19 protein-coding genes are annotated in these 19,166 nt (G+C 64.3%); 1 reads left to right on the forward strand and 18 read right to left on the reverse strand.

What is annotated here, in order from left to right; translation table 11 throughout:
- Positions 1-118: 118 nt before the first annotated feature.
- The 15 genes from GL300_RS19210 to GL300_RS19280 form a co-directional block, all read right to left on the reverse strand.
- Positions 119-1,393, reverse strand: a complete 1,275-nt coding sequence (locus GL300_RS19210; protein WP_155041313.1) for a class II D-tagatose-bisphosphate aldolase, non-catalytic subunit — start codon at positions 1,391-1,393, stop codon at positions 119-121.
- Complete coding sequence (locus GL300_RS19215) at positions 1,393-2,364, reverse strand: tagatose kinase (RefSeq protein WP_155041314.1); 972 nt, start codon at positions 2,362-2,364, stop codon at positions 1,393-1,395. The genes GL300_RS19210 and GL300_RS19215 overlap by 1 nt, the downstream gene beginning before the upstream one ends.
- On the reverse strand, positions 2,364-3,581 hold the full coding sequence (locus tag GL300_RS19220) for an ROK family protein (protein WP_211595214.1): 1,218 nt from the start codon (positions 3,579-3,581) through the stop codon (positions 2,364-2,366). The genes GL300_RS19215 and GL300_RS19220 overlap by 1 nt, the downstream gene beginning before the upstream one ends.
- Before the next feature lie 67 nt (positions 3,582-3,648).
- A complete protein-coding gene (locus GL300_RS19225; RefSeq protein WP_211595216.1) occupies positions 3,649-4,476 on the reverse strand; it encodes a sugar phosphate isomerase/epimerase family protein in 828 nt (275 codons plus the stop codon).
- Positions 4,477-4,813: 337 nt separating this feature from the next.
- Positions 4,814-6,109: an SIP domain-containing protein gene (locus GL300_RS26425; RefSeq protein ID WP_155041316.1), complete on the reverse strand. Its 1,296-nt coding sequence runs from the start codon at positions 6,107-6,109 to the stop codon at positions 4,814-4,816.
- A gap of 52 nt (positions 6,110-6,161) precedes the next feature.
- The gene (locus GL300_RS19235) at positions 6,162-7,457 is read right to left on the reverse strand and encodes a TRAP transporter large permease (RefSeq protein WP_155041317.1); all 1,296 of its coding nucleotides are present in this window, start codon (positions 7,455-7,457) and stop codon (positions 6,162-6,164) included.
- Positions 7,457-7,966, reverse strand: coding sequence for a TRAP transporter small permease (locus GL300_RS19240; protein WP_170297727.1), 510 nt, complete (start codon positions 7,964-7,966; stop codon positions 7,457-7,459). Before GL300_RS19240 ends, GL300_RS19235 begins: the two co-directional genes overlap by 1 nt.
- 80 nt (positions 7,967-8,046) lie before the next feature.
- On the reverse strand, positions 8,047-9,081 hold the full coding sequence (dctP, locus tag GL300_RS19245; RefSeq protein ID WP_170297728.1) for a TRAP transporter substrate-binding protein DctP: 1,035 nt from the start codon (positions 9,079-9,081) through the stop codon (positions 8,047-8,049).
- Positions 9,082-9,199: 118 nt separating this feature from the next.
- Positions 9,200-10,078: a fumarylacetoacetate hydrolase family protein gene (locus GL300_RS19250; RefSeq protein ID WP_155041320.1), complete on the reverse strand. Its 879-nt coding sequence runs from the start codon at positions 10,076-10,078 to the stop codon at positions 9,200-9,202.
- 57 nt (positions 10,079-10,135) lie between these two features.
- On the reverse strand, positions 10,136-11,236 hold the full coding sequence (locus GL300_RS19255) for an amidohydrolase family protein (protein WP_211595217.1): 1,101 nt from the start codon (positions 11,234-11,236) through the stop codon (positions 10,136-10,138).
- A 28-nt stretch (positions 11,237-11,264) separates the two neighbouring features.
- Complete coding sequence (locus tag GL300_RS19260; protein WP_155041321.1) at positions 11,265-12,563, reverse strand: FAD-dependent monooxygenase; 1,299 nt, start codon at positions 12,561-12,563, stop codon at positions 11,265-11,267.
- Between the two features lie 31 nt (positions 12,564-12,594).
- A complete protein-coding gene (locus GL300_RS19265) occupies positions 12,595-13,821 on the reverse strand; it encodes an MFS transporter (RefSeq protein WP_155041322.1) in 1,227 nt (408 codons plus the stop codon).
- Positions 13,822-13,930: 109 nt separating this feature from the next.
- Positions 13,931-14,326, reverse strand: coding sequence for a DUF4440 domain-containing protein (locus tag GL300_RS19270; protein ID WP_155041323.1), 396 nt, complete (start codon positions 14,324-14,326; stop codon positions 13,931-13,933).
- Complete coding sequence (locus GL300_RS19275; RefSeq protein WP_155041324.1) at positions 14,326-15,108, reverse strand: SDR family oxidoreductase; 783 nt, start codon at positions 15,106-15,108, stop codon at positions 14,326-14,328. The genes GL300_RS19270 and GL300_RS19275 overlap by 1 nt, the downstream gene beginning before the upstream one ends.
- An 8-nt stretch (positions 15,109-15,116) precedes the next feature.
- A complete protein-coding gene (locus GL300_RS19280) occupies positions 15,117-15,827 on the reverse strand; it encodes a dienelactone hydrolase family protein (RefSeq protein ID WP_155041325.1) in 711 nt (236 codons plus the stop codon).
- Between the two features lie 191 nt (positions 15,828-16,018).
- Between GL300_RS19280 and GL300_RS19285 the strand changes: the two genes are divergently transcribed.
- Positions 16,019-16,408: a 5-carboxymethyl-2-hydroxymuconate isomerase gene (locus tag GL300_RS19285; protein ID WP_170297729.1), complete on the forward strand. Its 390-nt coding sequence runs from the start codon at positions 16,019-16,021 to the stop codon at positions 16,406-16,408.
- Positions 16,409-16,444: 36 nt separating this feature from the next.
- Here the strand turns inward: GL300_RS19285 and GL300_RS19290 are convergent, their stop codons facing one another.
- The 3 genes from GL300_RS19290 to GL300_RS19300 all read right to left on the reverse strand — a co-directional run bounded on the left by GL300_RS19290 (position 16,445) and on the right by GL300_RS19300 (position 19,041).
- Positions 16,445-17,449, reverse strand: a complete 1,005-nt coding sequence (locus tag GL300_RS19290) for a VOC family protein (protein ID WP_155041327.1) — start codon at positions 17,447-17,449, stop codon at positions 16,445-16,447.
- A gap of 103 nt (positions 17,450-17,552) precedes the next feature.
- Positions 17,553-18,359: an IclR family transcriptional regulator gene (locus GL300_RS19295; protein WP_155041328.1), complete on the reverse strand. Its 807-nt coding sequence runs from the start codon at positions 18,357-18,359 to the stop codon at positions 17,553-17,555.
- Between the two features lie 22 nt (positions 18,360-18,381).
- Positions 18,382-19,041 carry a GntR family transcriptional regulator gene (locus GL300_RS19300; RefSeq protein WP_155041329.1) on the reverse strand — a complete coding sequence of 220 codons (660 nt, stop codon included), beginning with the start codon at positions 19,039-19,041 and terminating at the stop codon, positions 18,382-18,384.
- Between the last annotated feature and the right edge of the window lie 125 nt (positions 19,042-19,166).

Genomic DNA, 19,166 nt, shown 5'->3' on the forward strand with positions numbered 1-19,166 from the left:
CAGAAACCTGTCAGCTTTCGCCGCACTCGCCAAGGCAGGGCATGCTGACAAGTTTAACAGACAGCGCCGCGGCGCGGAAAATCGCCGCCCCGGTCGGGCAATGCGGGCGCGATCTTGCTTAAGGCTCGGGCTTGCCTGCGGTGTGATAGGCTCCAAGAATTTGCCCAATGCGCCAGATCAGGACCTCTTGCGGGTCAAGCGGGTTGCCCGCGAAATGGCGGGCAGCTGGCAAATGTTGGTGAAAAAGCAGCGCGGGTACGGATTGACCAGACAGTGCCGTCATCAGCCGGTCGACGGCGGCAGCCGCCTTGGGATGGGTCCAATAGTAGCGGATGCGGTCAGACAGCGAATAGTGCCGCATCAGCCGCTGCTCATCGGCATTGCCGTCGTAATGCTGCGCCCAATGGCCGGGTTCGGCCAGCATCAGCGCCTCCATCGTGTTGCGCAGCGGCCGGTCGCCGTAATCCGGCAACAGGTCCGAGGCAATCAGGTCCAGCGCGTAAAGCGCCTCGCGCAGGACAAAGGTCAGTTCAGGGCCGACCTTGAGGATCGGAAAGCCGTTTTCGACCAGCGCAGCCAGCGCTGTCGGCCCCTGATAGTCGGTGGAATGGGCCTCATAGACGAATTGCGGCTCATCCGTCAGCAGGGCGGTCAGGTCGCGGCTTAGGCCCGGATCATAGGCGATGACATTGCGGTTGCCGAATTCGACGCCGGGCTGCACCACCAGAGCGATCGCGCGGGCAAAGGCGTCGCTCTGCCCGGCCTCGGAAAAGACCCGACGATGAATGGCGATCGTCTGCCCTGCCGCCTTGGCCGAGGTCGGCAGAAGCCCGTCAATGGCATGGTCCGCGCCTCCGGGCGGGGGAACCTCGGTGCCGATGACGTAAAGTGGCGGCGGCAGGTTCAGCCGTTTCGCGGTGGCCTCGGCCTTGGCGGCCAGACGCACGGCGCGACGGGCGGTGGTTTCATCGTCAAGCGCTGCGGGCTCATCCCGGCAGCCCATCGAGGCATCCAGATGGATCTTGCGGAACCCGGCGGCGACATAGGCCTCGACCATCCGTTCCGCCTCGGCCAGCGCATCCCCGGCCGCGCGGTCGCGCCACGGGTTCGGGCCCAGATGGTCGCCGCCCAGAAGGATCAGTTCGGGTGGACAGCCCTCGGATGCAGCGATGTCATGGACCAGCGCGGCGAAATCTGCGGGCTGCATGCCGGTATAGCCGCCCCGATGATTGACCTGATTGCAGGTGGCCTCGATCAGCGCCGCGCTGCCATGGTCGCGGGCAAAGCGCAGCGCCGCGCGCAGCACCACCGGATGGGCCGAACAGACCGAGGTGATGCCCCGCACATGACCCTGCCGCCGCATGGTGGCCAAGGTCAGCAGATCCAAAGGCATCAGAAACCCCTCGGCGTGCTTGCATTGAAGCCGTCCAGCTCGGCGCGCGTTCCCGCCCCTTCCATCGGGCCGCGGAAGGTGACGTTGCGCGCACCGGCGGCGCAGGCATAGGTCAGCGCCTGTTCGACCGGCAGCCCCAACCGGCGACTGGCCACATAGGCCCCGCCAAAGCAGTCGCCCGCCCCCGTCGGGTCGATTTCGCTGACGCGGAACGGCGCGGCATCGACCCGGCTGCCGTCGCGGCCAAAGCAGGTGGCGCCTTGCGCACCGCGTTTCAGCACGATTTCCTCCACCCCCATGCCAAGCAGCCGCGCGACCGCCGCCGCTTCGCCGTCGATACCCGCCGCGCGCTCAAGCTCATCGCCCGAGGGCAGCAGCAAATCCGCCTGCGCGACAAGCCGGGCAAAGCGGGCCTCGATCTGAGGGGCAAGCTGCAATTCCTTGCGCAGGTTCGGGTCCACCGAAAGCGAGCCGCCCCGCGCCTTGACGATGCCAACGGCCTGATCGATCACCTCGCAGGCGCTTGGCATGGTCAGCGCCGAGCCCATCACATGCAGATGGCCCGCGCTGGCGATCAGGTGCTGGACCCTGTCGGTCCAGCCAAAACGCGCAGCAGCCGATGTGGCGATATTGAACACGAAATCACGCGTGCCATCGTCGCGGTAACGGACAAAGGCGCTGCCTGTCGGAAAGGCCGGGTCGATCGCCACCGCCGAAATATCGACCCCGTCCCGCTGCAACCGGTTCAGATTGACCCGCCCGAAATCATCGCTGCCGACCGCCCCGATCATCGCTGAAGGGCAACCCATCCGTCCGCATTGATCGATGAAGATCGCCGGCGCGCCGCTGGGATAGGGGCCGGTCAGCGGCTGCGCGGCCAGAAAGCCGGGGCCGACGGTCGTGGCCATGATCTCGACCAGAATCTCGCCGACCGTGACGGTCGGGCCCAGCGTTGCGGCGGAAAGCGGCATCAGGCAATCTCCTTGTCATGATCGGCGGGCTCGGTGCCGCCCAGCACGTCGCTTTCGGGCGACAGGAAGCGTTGATGAAGCAGGCAGGCCGCGCCAAAGGCCGAGCCGAATTCGGCGTCCTCGTCCACCGCGATCTGCGGAGCGGGAAAATCGACCGATTGCATCGCCCGCATATGCGCAGCCACCCGCGCCGAGACCAGCGGATAAAGCGCCGAGATCGAACCACCCAGCACGATCCGCTCGGGGTCAATCAGCCGACAGGCTTGCACCAGCGCCAGCGCCAGATGTCGCGACCAGTCCTCGGCGATGGTCACGGCCTCGGGTTCGCGGTCGCGCACGCCGGTCAGGAAATTCTGCAGGTCGACGTCTCTGCGCCCGGTCGCGGCCCGGTAGCGACCGACCAGCGTTTCGCGTCCGATCAACTGTTCCAGCGTTTTGTCACCGGCCTGCATCAGGACCATGTGGCCAATCTCTCCCGCCAACCCATGCCCGCCACGAAACAGCTTGCCGTCGATCAGGATACCGCCGCCGATGCCCGTCTCCATGACCAGAAACAGGATCACGCCCGAGGGGCCGCGCTTGTAGCTGTCACCGATGGCAAAGGCGTTGGCGTCGTTCTCGATGATGATCGGCAGAGGCACCGGCAGCGCTGCCCGGATCATTTCGACCAGCGCCACATCGCGCCAGCCGATCAGCGGGGCCAGCCGGACCCGGCCATCGGGGCGGATATGCATCGGGGCCGAAACCCCGATGCCCTGACAGCGTGCGACCATGACCGGGTCCATGGCCGCGAAGACCAGATCGACGGCTTCGGCCACCGCCTGTTCGACCGGGGCGGAGGGCGCATCAAAGGCGCGCTTGCGGGTCAGAACCACGCGACCGCTCAGATCCATCACCACGGCCGAGATATGTTCGACCCCGATCTCGATCCCGACGAAGAAGGCGGCGTCCGGGACCAATTCCAGCAGGATGCCCGGCCGCCCTGCCCGCATTCGTCCGGTCGGTGGCGGGACGGTGCGGTCCTCGACCTCGCGGACGAGACCGCCTTGGGTCAGCTCGCCCACGATCTGCCCCGACGACGACCGGTTCAGTCCCAGCCGCCGGGCCAGATCGGCGCGGCTCATACAGCCGGAACTGTGCAGGATCGTCAATGCCGCCACGGCATTGCTGATCCTGATGCGGCGCGGCGAACTGCCAGTCGAAACGATTTCGTGCACGGGGTCATTCCCAGAATTTCAGTCAATACCGCAGAATAGCGCCCGCGACGCTGGCGACCAATGCCATTCAGGGACGCGCATTGGTGGCGCGGCGGCGGCGGGCCTCGTCCATCTTCTGCTCGATGAAGCGCTTGGCATGGGCTGCCAAGGGATCGTTCTCGGTCCAGGTGTCGCGCCAGATCGCGCAGGTCAGCGACAGCGCCTCATCGACAACGGCGGTCGAGAAGCTTTCAAAGACGATGTCGCGCTGATAATCGATGTCCAGCAGCGCATCGAAGGTCTTGTCGAAATCGATGACCCCGTCGCCCAGATAGCCGCGATTGCTTTCCCCGATATGGAAATAGCCGATCTTGTCACCGGCAAGCCGGATGGCCGCGGCCGGATTGGCCTCTTCGATGTTCATGTGAAAGGTATCCAGATGCAGCCGCACGTGATCCGAGCCGGTTTCTTCAATGAATTTCAGGCCCTGCGCCGTGGTGTTCAGAAGATTTGTCTCGAACCGGTTGACGACTTCAAGCACCAGATCGACGCCCGCTTCGCGGGCGATATCGGCGGTCCGGGCGATGGTCGCGACGCTGTTGTCCCAACCACGCCGCGTCGGCAGCCGGTTGTATTTCGTATGGGCCGAATAAAGGATCCCGCCCAGCTTGTTGCCGCCCACGTCCCGCACCGCCCGCACCGCATCGGCCAGCAGCGCCGCTCCTGCGGCAACCGACGCGTCATCCTCGCTGGAAACATCCTTGTCCAGCGGTAGGCCCATGGTCACGCCGATCTGAACATCCAGCGACTGCGCCAGCCGCGCCAGACGGTCCAGATCGAATTTTTCCGGCCGCAGATAGGCGAATTCGATGGTTCGGTAGCCATGTTCTGCGGTCTTGCGAAGCGCCGTTTCCAACCCCTCCTGGGTTTGGCCGCCAGTCCATACAAATGAGTGGATACCCAACCGTCCCATAGCGAACTCCTCCGACTCGCTGTGCGTCTGGGGCCATGGTCAGGATTTTTGGATGGAGGCGCAACTATTAATTATACAGGGAATTTGGCACGTATATCCGCCACGCAATGTCGCAGATACGATAGCTGACATATTTGTATGTAGATCACGCATATTACAGGGAATGGCATGATCGGACAGATACCAGCAGCAACCGCTTAGTCCGGGCGCAACGGGAGTTGCGCCCGGTTTTGCGCCCCGAACCGCCCTCGAATGGATCGGTTCGGGGGTCAGCTTTATGTCAGTCTTCGAGCAGTTTTTCCTGCGCGTCGGCCTGACCCTTCAGCCAGTAGCCGGCGGCCTTGAGCCACTCGCGGGGATGGCCGCGTTCCTTCTGGAAATGGTCGCGCAGGGCGCGGGCGACGCCGGCTTCGGCGGCGATCCAGATGAAGCCCTTGCCTTCGGGCAGGTCCAGCTGCGCCGCGGCCTCCAGCACGGGGGCGGGATCGGCGGGATCGGCACGGTGCGACCATGCCGCCTCATGCGTGGCGCGGGTGGACCAGAGCTGCTCCTCGGCCGCCTCGGTGACCAGACCCAGCGTCGTGACCTGCGTACCCTCGGGCATTTCCTCGACCCAGCGGCCCATGGCGGGCAGCGCGGTTTCGTCGCCGATCAGCAGCCACCAGTCAAAGATCGGCGCCACCACCGCCGAGCCGCGCGGGCCGCCGATGTTCAGCGTATCGCCCAGCTTTGCGTCAACGGCCCATTGCGTCGCCGGACCGGCCTCATGCACGGCGAAGTCAAGGGTCAGCGTCCGGGCCTGACGGTCAAAGGCGCGCGGGGTGTAGTCGCGCATCGCCGGGCCTTCGCCGCCGATGTCGAAGAACAGTTTGACGTGATCGTCGGGGCCGAGGCTTTCGAAATCGGCCAGTTCCTCGCTGAACAGCACGAAGCGGATCATGTTCGGCGTGATCCACAGCTTTTCCTGCACGGTCAGGGTGCGGCGGCGGATGTCGAAGCGGTGGCGGGTAATGATAGGTTCCATCTGGGTCGTCCTGCCGCCGTGGCGGCTGCTTTGGGTATTGGCTTGGCCCGGGACGGACTGGCTGCGAATGGTCTGTGCCGTGCTTTGCAGCAATGCGGCGATCGAGGCAACGCGTTCTTCGCCGGGATCGCCCGGTTTCAGCACCTCGGTCAGGGCCTGCTTGATCGCCTGCATGCCGGCGCGGATGGGGTCGCGGTCGTCGTCCCTGCTCCAGTCGCGGGCCAGAAGCGTGTCGGTCGTGGCGCGATTGGCGGTCAGGAAAGCCCGGCCCGGATCGGTGATAGCAAAGGACTTGCGCCCGGATTCAGCCATGGCCGCGACAAAGCCCATGTCCTCAAGCCAGGCCAGTGTCGGATAGATCACGCCGGGGCTGGGAACATAGCGACCCGCGCTGCGTGCCTCGATCTGGCGGATCAGCTCATAGCCATGGCTGGGGCCATCCGCGATCAGCGCCAGCAAAAGCAGGCGCAGATCGCCGTAATCCAAAGGACCGCGACCACGGCGATGTCCGCCGTGGCCCTTGTGTTTGTTATGGGGGTGATGATGTCTCATGCAGCGAATGTAGTTTGCGATATATCGTGTTTCAAGATATATCGTAAAACGGTCACAACATTCCGGGCAGCCACAGCGCCATGGCCGGGAAGATCAGGATCAGCGCCAGCCGCAGGAAATCCGCCGCGACATAGGGGACGATCCCGCGAAAGATCCGCATGACCGGCAGCTTGGGCAGCATGGCTTTCAGGATGAAGACATTCAGCCCGACCGGAGGGGTGATCAGGCTGATCTCGACCACGATCACGGTGACGATCCCCCACCAGACAAGGTCATAGCCCAGACCCTCGATGATCGGGGCGACGATGGGCACGGTCAGGAAGATCATGGCAAAGCCGTCCATCAGGCAGCCCAGCACCAGATAGAAGACCAGCAGACAGGCCACGATCATCGCCGGGCTAAGGTCAAGCGACTGGATATAGCGGATCGCCTGCCCCGAGACACCGGACAGGTTGATGAACTGGTTCAGGACCAGCGCCCCCGCCGCCACGATGAAGATCATGGTCGAGATGCGCGCGGCCTCGAGCAGGCTGTCGACCAGCACCGCCCATGTCAGCTTGCGGCGCAGGACGAGCAGCACAAAGGCCCCGCCCGCGCCGATGCCACCGGCCTCGGTCGCGGTGAACCAACCCTTCACCAGCCCCGCCATGATCAGCGAAAACAGCACGGCCACCCCCCAGATCTTGCCAAGTGCGGACCATTTCTCGCGCTTGCTGAACTGGCGGTCGCGCGGGGCCCATTCCGGGCGCAGCATCGCGATCACCGCCATGACGCCGACATAGATCACCACCTGTGCCAGCCCCGGCAGGATGCCTGCGACGAAAAGTTCGCTGACATTCTGCAGGGTTAGCAGGGCATAGATGATCAGCGCCCCCGAAGGCGGGATCAGCACGCCCATGGTGCCGCCAGCCGCAATGGAGCCTGCCGAAAAGCCCGGATCATAACCCGCGCGGTCCATTTCCGGGATGGCGATCTTGGCCATGGTCGCCGCCGCCGCCGAGGACGAGGCGCACATGGCCGAAAACCCGCCGCAGGCGACGATGGTCGCCATGCCCAGCCCGCCCCGGAAACGCCCGAACCAGCGGCGCGCGGCCTCGAACAATTCCTCGGCAAGGCTGGCCTTGACGATGAACACGCCCATCAGGATGAACAGCGGCAGGGCCGAGAACTGGTAATTGGTGGCGTTCTTGACCACCTGCTGCTCGGCGATGGCCAAAGCCGCGCCGATGCCCTTGGGATGGATCGCGGCGATGCCGCCGGTGCCGACCAGCATCATGGCGAAGCCCAGTGGCACGCGGGTAAAGGCGATCAGCCCCAGCAGCGCGCTGAAAACGAATAGGGTCAGCATCAGGGATTTTCCTCGTCAGGCAGGGCATGGGGATGGGGGCCGCGATCGGTCAGGACATGGCGCAGGCCAAGGACGGCGAACCAGACCGCGACGGCGCAGAAACCCGCGCTGGCATAGGTCCAAGGGGCCATCGGGATTTCGAAATAGACCGAAAGCGTGCCGAAACGGTCCAGCCGACCCGCCTGATCGAACATCATCCAACCTAAACCGGCCATGGCGAAGACCTCGAACAGGCCGGTAAAGCGGCGCTCGATCCGGGTCAGGCGTGGCTTGTAAAGGTCCGAAAACAGGCCCACGCGGATATGGGCATCGTCGCGCATGACCAGCGGCATGGCGGCGAAAAAGAAGATCATCAGCGCGAAGGTGACATATTCGCCCGCGCCGGGCAGCGGCTTGCCGATCTGGCGGCCGATGCTGTCGATGAAGGCCACAAGCGTCATCAGGATCAGCGATAGGCCGGAAATCGCGGCGCAGATCCAGCCAAGCCAGCGATTGAAGGTCTGCAACATGAGGGGGCTCCTTGCGAATGCGCGAACCCGCACGCCAAGGCGTGACATGCGGGCCCGAGAGAGACGCGGTTTCGGGGGGATCAGCTGCCGCTGGCCTTGGCCTCGCGCGCGAGGACATCGCGGTAGAAGGTCAGGACCTCATCGGGATCGGAAAGCCCCTTCTTGGCGGCGCGCTCTTTCCATTCGTCGATCCGCGCCTGCAGCAGGGTCGTGAACTCGTCAAGCTGCGCGCCCTCCAGATTTTCGGTCGGGACCTTGGCCATCTCGGGGGCAAGCTTGGCCAGAACCTCATCCGCGGCGGCACCTGTCCGGGCGGGCAAGCCATCGGCGGCGCGCTGGATCGCCTGCTGTTCCTCGGGCGAAAGCGCGTCCCAACGCTCCTGCGAGATGAAGACCGCGAAGGACAGCGAGCCGAGGCCGCCGGGAATCTGGGTCATGCCGGTGACATATTCCAGAACCCGCGCACCCTTGGCCGAATTCGGGGCCATGACCATCGCATCGACCGTGCCCTTGGTCACGTATTCCTGCAGGTCGGTGAATTCCGAATTGACCGGGACCGCGCCCAGTTTCTTTACCGCCTCGGACAAGGCACCGGGGGGCGACCACAGTTTCGCGCCCTTGAGGTCGGCCACCGTTTTCGCCTGCAACTTGCCCACCGACAGGATCTGGCGACCGGGCAGGACATTGGTGGACAGGACCTTGACGCCCTTGAATTCGTCAAAGGGCAGGAAATAGGTGTTGTAGGTCTCCCACAAAGCGATCGATGCCGCACGGGCCGAGGGCGAGTTGAACGGCAGATCGCCGATCTTGTTCAACGTCACCAGCTGCGGCACGCCCCCGGTCGAGACGATGGCCATATCGGCAATGCCGTCGCGCACCATCTCATATTGCCGGTCCGAGGGGGCCAGCGAGGTGTCGGGGATGGTGACCTTGATCCCGCCTGCGGATTCCTTCTCGATGGCGGCGGCGAAATCGCGGATGGCGATCTGGTAAAGCTCATCATGCGGCGGCAGGTAGCTGTTGAAGATCAGCTCGGTTTCCGCCAGCGCGGGCGCGGCAAAGACCGGCGCAAGCATGACGGCAGAGGCGGCCAAAGCCGCTTTCAGTCGGTTCATCATTTCCTCCCTTGGATTTCCGGCGCTCGCTCCTCGCCGGATTTTTGATGATCATTCCCTGCGTCACGGCAGGCACAAAGCCCGCTGCGACCGGGTGTTCACATTGCGGAAAGCCGCGTCACTGGGCGGGTTCTGCGACCCGCGCCGGGACCGTTTCCGCGATGATCTCGGATTCGATCATGCCAAGCGCCTCGATTTCCAGACGCATGCGGTCTCCGGGTTTCAGGAAACGACCGGTCGGTGCGCCGATCCCCGAGGGCGTGCCGGTGGCCAGAATGTCGCCCGGCTCCAGCGTCATCACCGTGCTGAGATACTCGATCTGGTCGTAAATGTCGTAGATCATGTCGCTGGTGCGCCCGTCCTGACGCAGCTCGCCATTGACCCACAGCCTCATGCCCAGATCCAACGGGTCGCGGATCTCATCATCGGTGGTGATCCAGGGCCCGACCGGACCATGCGTGTCAAAGGACTTGCCCAAGGTGAAGGTGGGCGAGCGCGGCAGCCAGTCGCGCGCCGAGACATCATTCACTATGACATAGCCCGCGATGACCGACCGCGCATCCTCGCGGGCGACATGGCGGCAGCGTCGACCTATGACCACGCCCAGCTCGATTTCATAATCGACCTTGTCCGAGGCCTCGGGTTTCACCACCGGATCGAAGGGCGCATTCAGGCACGAGACCTGCTTGTTGAACCACATCTGGCTGGTCGGGATGGTGATGCCGGCGGCGCGGGCCTCATCAGCGTGTTTCTGGTAGTTCATGCCAATGGCCAGAAATTTCTGCGGGTCCGGCACCGACACCTCCAGTCGCACCGCGTCCAGCGCGAAAGCCGGGCCGGTCGCGGCCTCAAGGCTGGCGCGCAGGCGCGGCAGGTCGGCCAGCACCTCGCGCATGGGGGCATCCGCGCCCAGCACCGGGGACAGGTCGATGATGCGGTTACCCTCGACCTTGCCGATACGGGTCTGACCGGCTTGGGTGAAGCGGGCGAGTTTCATGTCTTTAACCTTGCGTCAGGGAAAAGGACCGGGCCGCTGCGGCCCGGCCCGGCAGGATCACAGGCCGAAGAACTTCTCGGCATTGCGGGCAAAGATCTTGGTCTTGGCCTCATCCGAGATATCCAGCGCCTCGACCGTCGGCACGCCGTCAAAGAACCAGTCCTTGCGGATGGGATAGGAAGCTCCGTAAAGGATGTTGTCCTCGCCCAACACTTCGACCGCACATTCCAGTTGTTTCTTGCCCCATTGCGGCGGACCCGAGATGTCGAAGAACAGGTTGTTCGTCAGCTTCTCGCGCAGGTTGGAATTGCCGGTGTCAAAACGGTCCACCGCGTCGCCGTAGCTGTGGCGCGGTTTTGGCACCAGCATGTCGGCAAAGGCAAAGAAACCGCCGCCCAGCATAGAATGCGAAAGCCGCAGGTTCGGGAAACGGTCGAAAAGGCCCGAGAACAGCTCACGGCCCACGGCGGTGCCTTGGGCGATGCAGCGGCCATATTGGCGGCGCTGGTTGTTGAACGACAGGATCGAGCCGTAATCCACCGGCAGCGGCGTGTGGTGGACGACGACCGGGATTTTGCGGTCGTTGATGAACTCGAAATAGGGGTAGAAGGCCTCGTCATCCAGATAGATGTCGCCGTATTTGCAGGCCATCTGGACGCCCTTGAAGCCCAGATCGTCGATGCAGCGTTGCACCTCGGCGATCATGTCCTTCTTGCCCCAAGGCGGGCAGACCGCCAGCGCGGTGAAGCGCCCGTTCGAGCGCGAGACGTAATCGGCCAACCCGTCATTCAGGCGCTTCGAGCAGTCCAGATCCAGCCATTCCTGCCAGACCGGGATGCGGAACACGGCCTGGTCGATGCCGGCCTTGTCCATGTCGGCCAGCTGGCTTTCGATATTGTACTGGCCCTCGGCGTAGTTGATGTTCACCACGCCTTTCGGTTCCTCGATGATGATCTGGCGGATGTCCTTGTTCGGGACCGGCTCCATGCGGACATGGACGCCGTGCTGGCGCGGGATGCAGTTCATCATCGCCTCGCGCAGCTTTTCATCGGTGAACAGCGTGTCGGGCAGCCAATGCATATTGGCGTCGATGACGCGCGGCTTGGTTGCGGCGGGGTTCGCGCGATCGGCGCGCGGCTTGGTGATATCGTCCATCATCATACTTTCCTGTGGATCGGTTATAGGGTCAGCGAATGTCCGCGGCGGCGGCGGTCTTGCGCATGGTGTCTTCGGTGAAGACGGGCTTGAACGCGCCGTCCTTCTGGGCATCGTCGGGGCGCTTCATCCCGGCCATGCGGTGGTATTCCATGAACAGCGCCTCGACCTCGGCGCGGGGAATGACATTGTCGATATGGTCGAAGGGTTGGCCGTTCGACTTTTCCTCGACCAGACGGCGGATGACTTCCGGCCCTTCGCCGCGATTGGCGATGACAAGGCGGTTCACCATCTCGCGGCGCGCGGTCTCATAGGCTTGCAGGGCGGCCACGGGATCGGGGATTTCGGCCAGCTTCTCGGCGATGGCGCGGGCATCGACCAGCGCCTGACAGACGCCATTGCCGCCGCGCGGATACATGGCATGGGCCGCATCGCCCAGCAGCGTGACCCGGCCAAAGGACCATCGCGCCAGCGGGTCGTTGTCGATCAGCGGATATATATAGACCTCGCGCGCGTTGCGGATCATTTCGCCCACGTTCAGGAAGTCCAGCTTCACCTCGTCAAAGACATGGGCGATTTCATCGGGCTGGACGCGGACATTCCAGTCCTCAAGTCCCTTGGGCTTGCCCTGCTGCTCGCAGACCCAGTTGACCAGCTGGTTGCCCTGCCCGTCTTCGTCATTGGCGATCGGATAGACGATCAGGCTGCCCTGACGGATGGGGTCGCCGATATGCAAGATGCGCCCGCCACCGGCAAAGGGCGGCATCACGGTCACGCCGCGCCACATGGCGACGCCCGAGTAATGCGTGCGGGTGCTGTCGGGCACCAACTGCTTGCGCACCGCCGAATGGATGCCATCGACCCCGATCATCACATCGGCGCGGACGGTTCCCGGCCCTCCCTCGAACTGCATGGTGACGCCGCTATCGTCCTGCTCGAAACCCTTCAGACGTGCGCCAAGGGTGATCGCGTCGGGGCCAAGCCGTTCCAGCACCGCATCGCGCAGCATCATCTGGAAGGTGCCACGATGAACGAAGCGTTGCTCGTGGTCGTAGCCGATATGCTTGCCGCAGTTTTCGGCGAAGATCTCTTGCCCGTGGCCGGTATAGAAGACCGAGTCCAGCGCCTCGACCGAGATCTTCTGGAACTCCTCCAGCAGGCCCATCTCGGTCACTTCCTTGGTGCCATAGACCTTGATGTCGATACCGACGCCCAAGGGCTTCAGTTCGGGGGCGGCCTCGTAGATTTTCGGGTTGAAGCCCTGCTGGTGCAGGCGCAGCGCGGTCGCAAGCCCGCCCGGGCCGGCACCGATGATGGCGATGTCGAGCATGGATTTCTCCTTGGATAATCAGGGGGTCGTGTCAGTGGCTGCTTTCAGCCAGCGACCCGATGGTTTCGGTGGCGTGTCGGGCGGGTGCCCGATCCGCAAGGCGGCAAACCGGGTAGCGCAGCGCGCAAAGCGCCAGTGCCGACAGGAAGACCAGAAGTTGCGGGGCAGCCGTGACGGCGGCCTGCGCGGCAAAGAAGGCGGGCGGCCCCAGCAGCACGCCCAGCAGCGTGATCTGCGTCACCAGCCCCGAGGTCGCGCCGATGCTGTCGGACGACGGCGCGGTAAAGGGGACCAGCGTCCACATCCCGACCAGCAGCCCGCTGCCGAACATCAGCACCCAGACGGTCACGATCGAGGCCATGAAGCCCGGCGCGGTTCCGTAAAGCGCCACGCCCGCAATCCCGGTGATTGCCATGCCCAGCGTGGTGATGGCGCGGCTGGAAACGCCCCGGCGCAGCATCAGCCCGACCGACAAGCAAGCCAGCGCGTTCGAGATCATCGAGACCGCGCTCCAATGCGCCACCGCGACTTCCTCGATGCCGTATTTCGCACCCAGATAATGGCCCAGCGTCGCCAGAACCCCGGTCTGCAGGAAGGAATCCCCGGCAAAGGAAATCCCCAGCAGGTAGACCATGGGTGACCGCAGCACCCGCCCTGCCCCGCGCGCCCGGTCCGAGCGGATGCCCGGATCACGCGCCGGGATGGCCAGCACCGCCAGCACCAGCAGAACGATCAGCAGCGCGACGTGAAAACCAAAGGCCGCGCGCCAGGTGCCGAAGCGGTCGGCCAGTCCGGCCGAAAGGAAGGGCAGCAGGAAGCTCATCGGGACAAAGGTCGACCACAGCGCCAGCGCCATGCTGCGCTGCTGCCCCGAGGTCATGCGGATCAGCGTCGTCACCGCCGCCACCGCGGCAAGGACATAGCCCAGCCCGGTGACCGCCCGCGCCGCCAGCAGCCAGCCCAGCGATGGCGCTGCCGTAGTCAGCAGATCGCCCGCGATCATGACCAGAACGCCGGTGAACAGCACGCGGCGATCACCGATCCGGTCGACGAAATAACCCGAGATCAGCGCCCCAAGCGCCACGATCAGCGAGGGCATCGACATGACCCAGCCGATGGTCGAGCGCGAGGGCGGATGAAACTCGGCGGCGATCTTGCCCAGTTCGGTCACGGCCTCGCTGACGCACATGGCGGCGGCAACGCCAAGACCGTAGATGATTAGAACCCGCGCCAGCGGTGCCTTGATGATGGTCGACATGATTTTCCTCCCTTGCCGTCAGCCTGATCCATGAGGGCGATGCAGGCCAACGGAACCTCCGCGAATGTTCATATTGCGGAAGCGGTCCTGAATGGGCCGCCTCTCAGGTTCACTTCCGAAGCAGGGTCATCTGCGACAGCAGCACCTGCCAGCCCGCAGTGGTCTGGACCGCGGCGATGGCGCTGAAGCCGTCCAGATCGACCAGCTCGCCCGTATCGATGCGGCGCACGCGGTTCAGGCTTGGGCCGGTGATCAGCACGCCGCCTCCCAGGTTGCGCAGTTCCAGCGCGCCGCGCGTGATGGCGACAAAACCGCCCATCCGCCCGACATGCGCGATGAATTCACCCTTGCCATGGACCTGCCCCGAGCTGTGCACATGGGTCAGATCATCATGCAGGATGCGCGCCAAAGCTGCCGGATCGGCGGCGATCAGCGCCGCCTGTCGCGCGGCCTCAAAGGCAAGGATCTCCTGCCCCAGCGCGCTGCCGTGATCGATCAGCGCCATCAGACCAGCCCCTCATAGCTGCCGCCATCCAGTTGCAGGTTCTGCCCCGAGATGAACCCGGCCTGCGCCGAGCAGAGGAACGCGCAGGCATCCCCGAATTCGGCGGGCAGGCCGAAGCGTTTCGCGGCAATGGTGCTGCTGGCACGGGCGCGGGCCTCATCTCGGGTGATCCCCTCGCGCGCCATCAGCCGCTGCGCCATGAATTCCTGCCGCGGTGTGTCGATCCGCTCGGGCAGGATATTGTTGATGGTGACGTTGTCCGCCACCACCTCGCGCGAGATCGCCTTGCAGATCGCGGTCAGCCCCGCGCGGGCCGAGGTCGAAAGCCCCATCATGTAATGCGGCGCCTTCACCATGGCCGAGGTGATATTGACCACCCGTCCAAAACGGCGCGTCTGCATCCCCGGCACCCATGCCCGGATCAGCTGCACCGCCGGGATCATATTGGCCCCCATCGCGGATAGCAGTGCGGCCTCATCCCAATCGGCCAGCGCGCCGGGGGGCGGGCCTGCATTGTTGGTGACAAGGATGTCCACCTTGGGGAAGCGCTGCAGAATCGCGGCGCGATCCTCGGGTCTGGTCAGGTCGGCGGCGATGAAATCGACATCCGCGCCGGGCAGGTCGGTGCGCAAGGCATCGGCCACGCGGGCGAGCTTTTCCGCATCGCGGCCGTTCAGGACAACCCGCGCCCCCTCTCGTGCCAGGGCAGTGGCGCAGGCAAGGCCCAAGCCCTGCGACGAGGCGCAGACAAAGGCCAGACGGCCGGAAATTCCCAGATCCATGATCTTCCTCAGGAAAAGATGTCGTTGAAAAATGCGCTCATCGCGGCCCATGAGCGGCGATCTGCGCGGGCGTCATAGGCCGCAAAGGGCGGACGCCCCGGCGCGTCGGGTTCGGTGAAGGCGTGCTTGACCCCGCCGTAAAGGTCCAGTTCCCATGCCACGCCTGCGGCAGACATGGCGGCGGTCAGGCGAGAGATATCCTCGGCCTTGGCCATCGGATCGGCATGTCCCGAACAGATCAGTACCGGGCCGCGCGACTGCGCCCCCCAGTCATCCGAGACGAGATCCAGCCCGCCGTGAAAGCTGACGACACCCGCAACCGCGCCGCCGATGCGGGCATATTCCAGCACGCTTGTGCCGCCGAAACAGTAGCCAAGCGCGCCAATGCGGGTGCGGTCGACCTCGGGCCGGGCGGCAAGCTGGGCGTGAGCAGCCTCAACGCGGGCCATCCAGCCGGCAGGGTTGCGCACACATGCCCCCAGCTTTTCACCAATCCGGGCCGGGTCGGCGATCTGCTCGCGCCCGCCCCACAGATCCAGCGCGAGAGTCGCAAAGCCCTGCCCCACCAGCCTTTCGGCAATGCCAAGGATAAAGCCGTTCAGCCCATGCGCGCCATGCACCAGCAGGATGCCCGGCAGGCCGGGCGCACCGTCGGGGGCGACAAAACGGCCCGACATGGTCAGCCCGTCCTGACTGTAACTGATATCCTCGGCGATCATCGCAGCCCCCTTGTTTTGCCGATCTTGATAGGCGGCAGCGGTCTGCGGGCAATCGCGGGGGTCGGTTCTGTTCACATTGCGAAATGCGTCATGCGGCACTCCACATGGTGAAAATCCGGGGCGGTTTTCGTTGCACGGACCCGCGCGGCAAGGTCCGATCCCTGCCGTTTCAGCAGCGAAAAGGGGCCTTCATGCCGCATTGCATCGTGGAATATTCCGCCAATCTTGAACCGACCGGGCGCATCGACGAGTTGCTTCAGAAGATAGCCGCGCATTTCCGAACCGCGCCGGATGTCTTTCCGACCGGAGGCGTGCGCGTCCGCGCCATCCCGGTCAGCCATTACGTCATAGCCGATGGAAACCCCGACCATGCCTATGTCAACGTGACCTGCCGGATCGGCGCGGGCCGTCCGGCCGAGTTCCGCAAGGCCTTTTTCACCACGGCATGGGACATCACCGTCGCGCATTTCCGTGAGGAAAGCGCGCGGCGCGGGCTGGGCATCACCTTCTATGTCGACCAGGCCGACCCCGAAGGCGCGTGGAAGACCAATTCGATCCACGCCCATATGGCCAAGGCATAGTAAATCGGGGTCAGAATTGCATCTGGCCCCGATAGTTCAGGCATTTTCGAGGAAGCGTTCCAGCGTCGGCGGCTCAATCGAAAGCAAGGGCTGCACCGGATCGGTTCCGGCAAAGCTGGTCGCCTCGTTGAACCATTTCGCCTGCGCGGGCAGGCCCCATTGATCGGCGCGGCGGGGATCGGACAGGCTCCACGCGACCGGGGGCTCAAGATCGATATGCTGGTAATGGGTGTTGAACAGCTCGATCCGGTGGCCGTCGGGATCGCGGAAATAGCAGAACATCGCGCCCGAGATACCATGCCGCCCCGGCCCGCGTTCCAGCCTGCGACCAAGGCCAAGGCTGCCCGCCACGTCGCAGGCATGGACCAGATCATGGGCATCGCGCAGCAGATAGGCGAAATGGTGCAGCCGCGGGCCGGGGCCGTTGGTAAAGACGAGATCATGCGGGTTGCCCTTGCGCTGCATCCAGACGCCCCACAGGTTCACCTGTTCCGAGGTGCTTTCGGAATAGGTATATTCCGAGGTGCGAAAACCCAAAGGCTGCCAAAAGCGGAACGCCTTCCACACGTCCTGCGCCTGGATCTGCCAATGGTCCAACCGCTGCGCCGCTGCGCCGTGGTAGCGGTCATAGGCCATGAACATCCGTTCACGCAGCGGCATGGACGAGGTGAACTCGACCGGCATCCCAATCGCGTCGCTGACCTGCAGCGTCTTGCCCTGATAGGCTACGTCGACCAGCTTTGCGGCGACGCCGATACTGTCGAAATGGTCCTTGGCCTTCAGGATGTCGTCATCGGTCAGCACGCGGAAACCGATGCGCGGACAGTCCGGAACCTCGCCTTTGACCAGCACCAGACTGTGATGGCAGTTTTCCTCGCGGCCGCGCAGCCACAGGGTGTTTGCATCCTCGTCGCTGACCACCAGCCCGACCAGATCGGTGTAAAACGCCTTGCTGGCGGCAAGGTCGCGGACGGTCAGCACGGTATGGCTGGCGCGCGTGACGTTGAAGGGCGGGTTCAGGACCGGATCGGGCAGGTGCATGGTTCTCTCCTCATCAGCAAGCTGGGCCAGATGAGAGGGATTTTCTCCCTGCCCGCTTCTGCCTCAAGCGTGGCGGGGGGATCTGTTCACATGCCGGAACGCCTTACGCGCTCATGCGCTGGCGACCCAGCGCCTGCGCGACATCGCGTGCACCCGCACGCAGCAAGGGCAGCAGGCGCGAGGCGCGCTCACCCTTGAGCCGTGCCGTCGGGGCGATGATGCTGATCGCGCCGACGGCACGGCCAACCACGTCGCGCACCGGAACGGCCAGCACATGGCGGCCGGGATCGATCAGGCTGTCCTCGCTGAGATAGCCTTGCGCGCGGGCGGCTTCGACACCGGCCAGAACGGTCGCATCAGAGCAGTGCCAATCGGCGAAACGCTCGGCATTCTGGCGCATCGTGTTGGCCAGACGCTCCTCGCCCATGAAGCCCAGCATGACACGCCCGCCGATGCTGACGCCCAAGGGCCTGCGCGCGCCGACCTTGATGCGCTGCGCCTGCAACGGGAAATTGCCAAACCGCCGGTCCGCATAGACCGAGTCATTATGCGACGGCACCGATAGAAAGATCGAATCCCCGGTCTTCTGCGCCAAATCCTCAAGCGTGGGAACGGCAAGACGGGTGATCGGACAGCGGTTGAAGGGCGCGACGCCCAGCCATGCGGTTTCCGCAGCAAGGCGATAGCGCTGCGTCCCCGAGGCACGCTCGACGATGCCTTCCTGCTCAAGCGCCTTGAGGATGCGATGCGCCGTCGGATGCGACAGTTTCAGCGATCCGGCGATATCCACCAGCTTCTCGCCGTCGCAATCGCCCCCGGCCAGCAGCCTGACAATGGCGAACGAACGCTGGATGCATTGGGTGCCGGTTGCTTCGCGGCGCGACCCCTCGATCGACGTTTCCATGCCCATGTTCTTCTTCCTCCCAGAAAATTCAATCGTGACCACGGACCAGCCCGGATTCCAGCAACCTCCGGGTGGTCTTCTGCATATGTCGTGTCAGCGCCTCGACCGCGGGTTCGGTCTGGCGGTCCAGCACCAGATCAAGGATTTCGCGGTGTTCGGCCTCGATGTTGCGGATGCCCTCGACCTGCGGCAGCAGCATCCGGCGGTAACGCTCGGCCTGAACGTAAAGCTCGCCGCGCAGATAAAGCCACCACTTGCTGTCGCAGGCGGCAACCAGATCGTCATGAAAGCGCGCATGGATATGCGCCCAGTCGGGATGGCCGCGCCCCTCGGGCGAGGTCCCGGCCCGCGACAGCCTGTGCCATGTCGCAAGCAACTGCGCCTCCCAGTCGACATCGCCAAGCGCGATCGAACGGCGCAGGCAACGCGCCTCGATTTCGACCCGCACCTCGGTCAGATCCAACAGATCCTCGCGCGAGATGGCGGCGACGTGGAAACCGCGCTGCGGCATGGCGACGACCAGCCGGTCCGAGGTCAGCCGCGCCAAGGCCTCGCGGATGGCGCTGGCCGAAACGGTATAGCGCGTGGCCAGCCCATCGATCGCCAGCTTCGCCCCCGGACGGAAGGCACCGTTCAGCAACTCTTCCTTCAGATCGTCGTAAACTTCGGCAGTCTTGCTGATTGCCATGAACCCTTGCCCCCCGATGCGATGGCGCTGTTTCCCCCGCGCAATCGCAACACAGATTCTTCGGGGTCAGCAGAGCCTAAATAGATATTTCTGTCAAAATAGATTTTCCTGAAAAACGCGATTTT

This window comes from Paracoccus litorisediminis (assembly GCF_009711205.1).
Classification (GTDB): Bacteria; Pseudomonadota; Alphaproteobacteria; order Rhodobacterales; family Rhodobacteraceae; genus Paracoccus; species Paracoccus litorisediminis.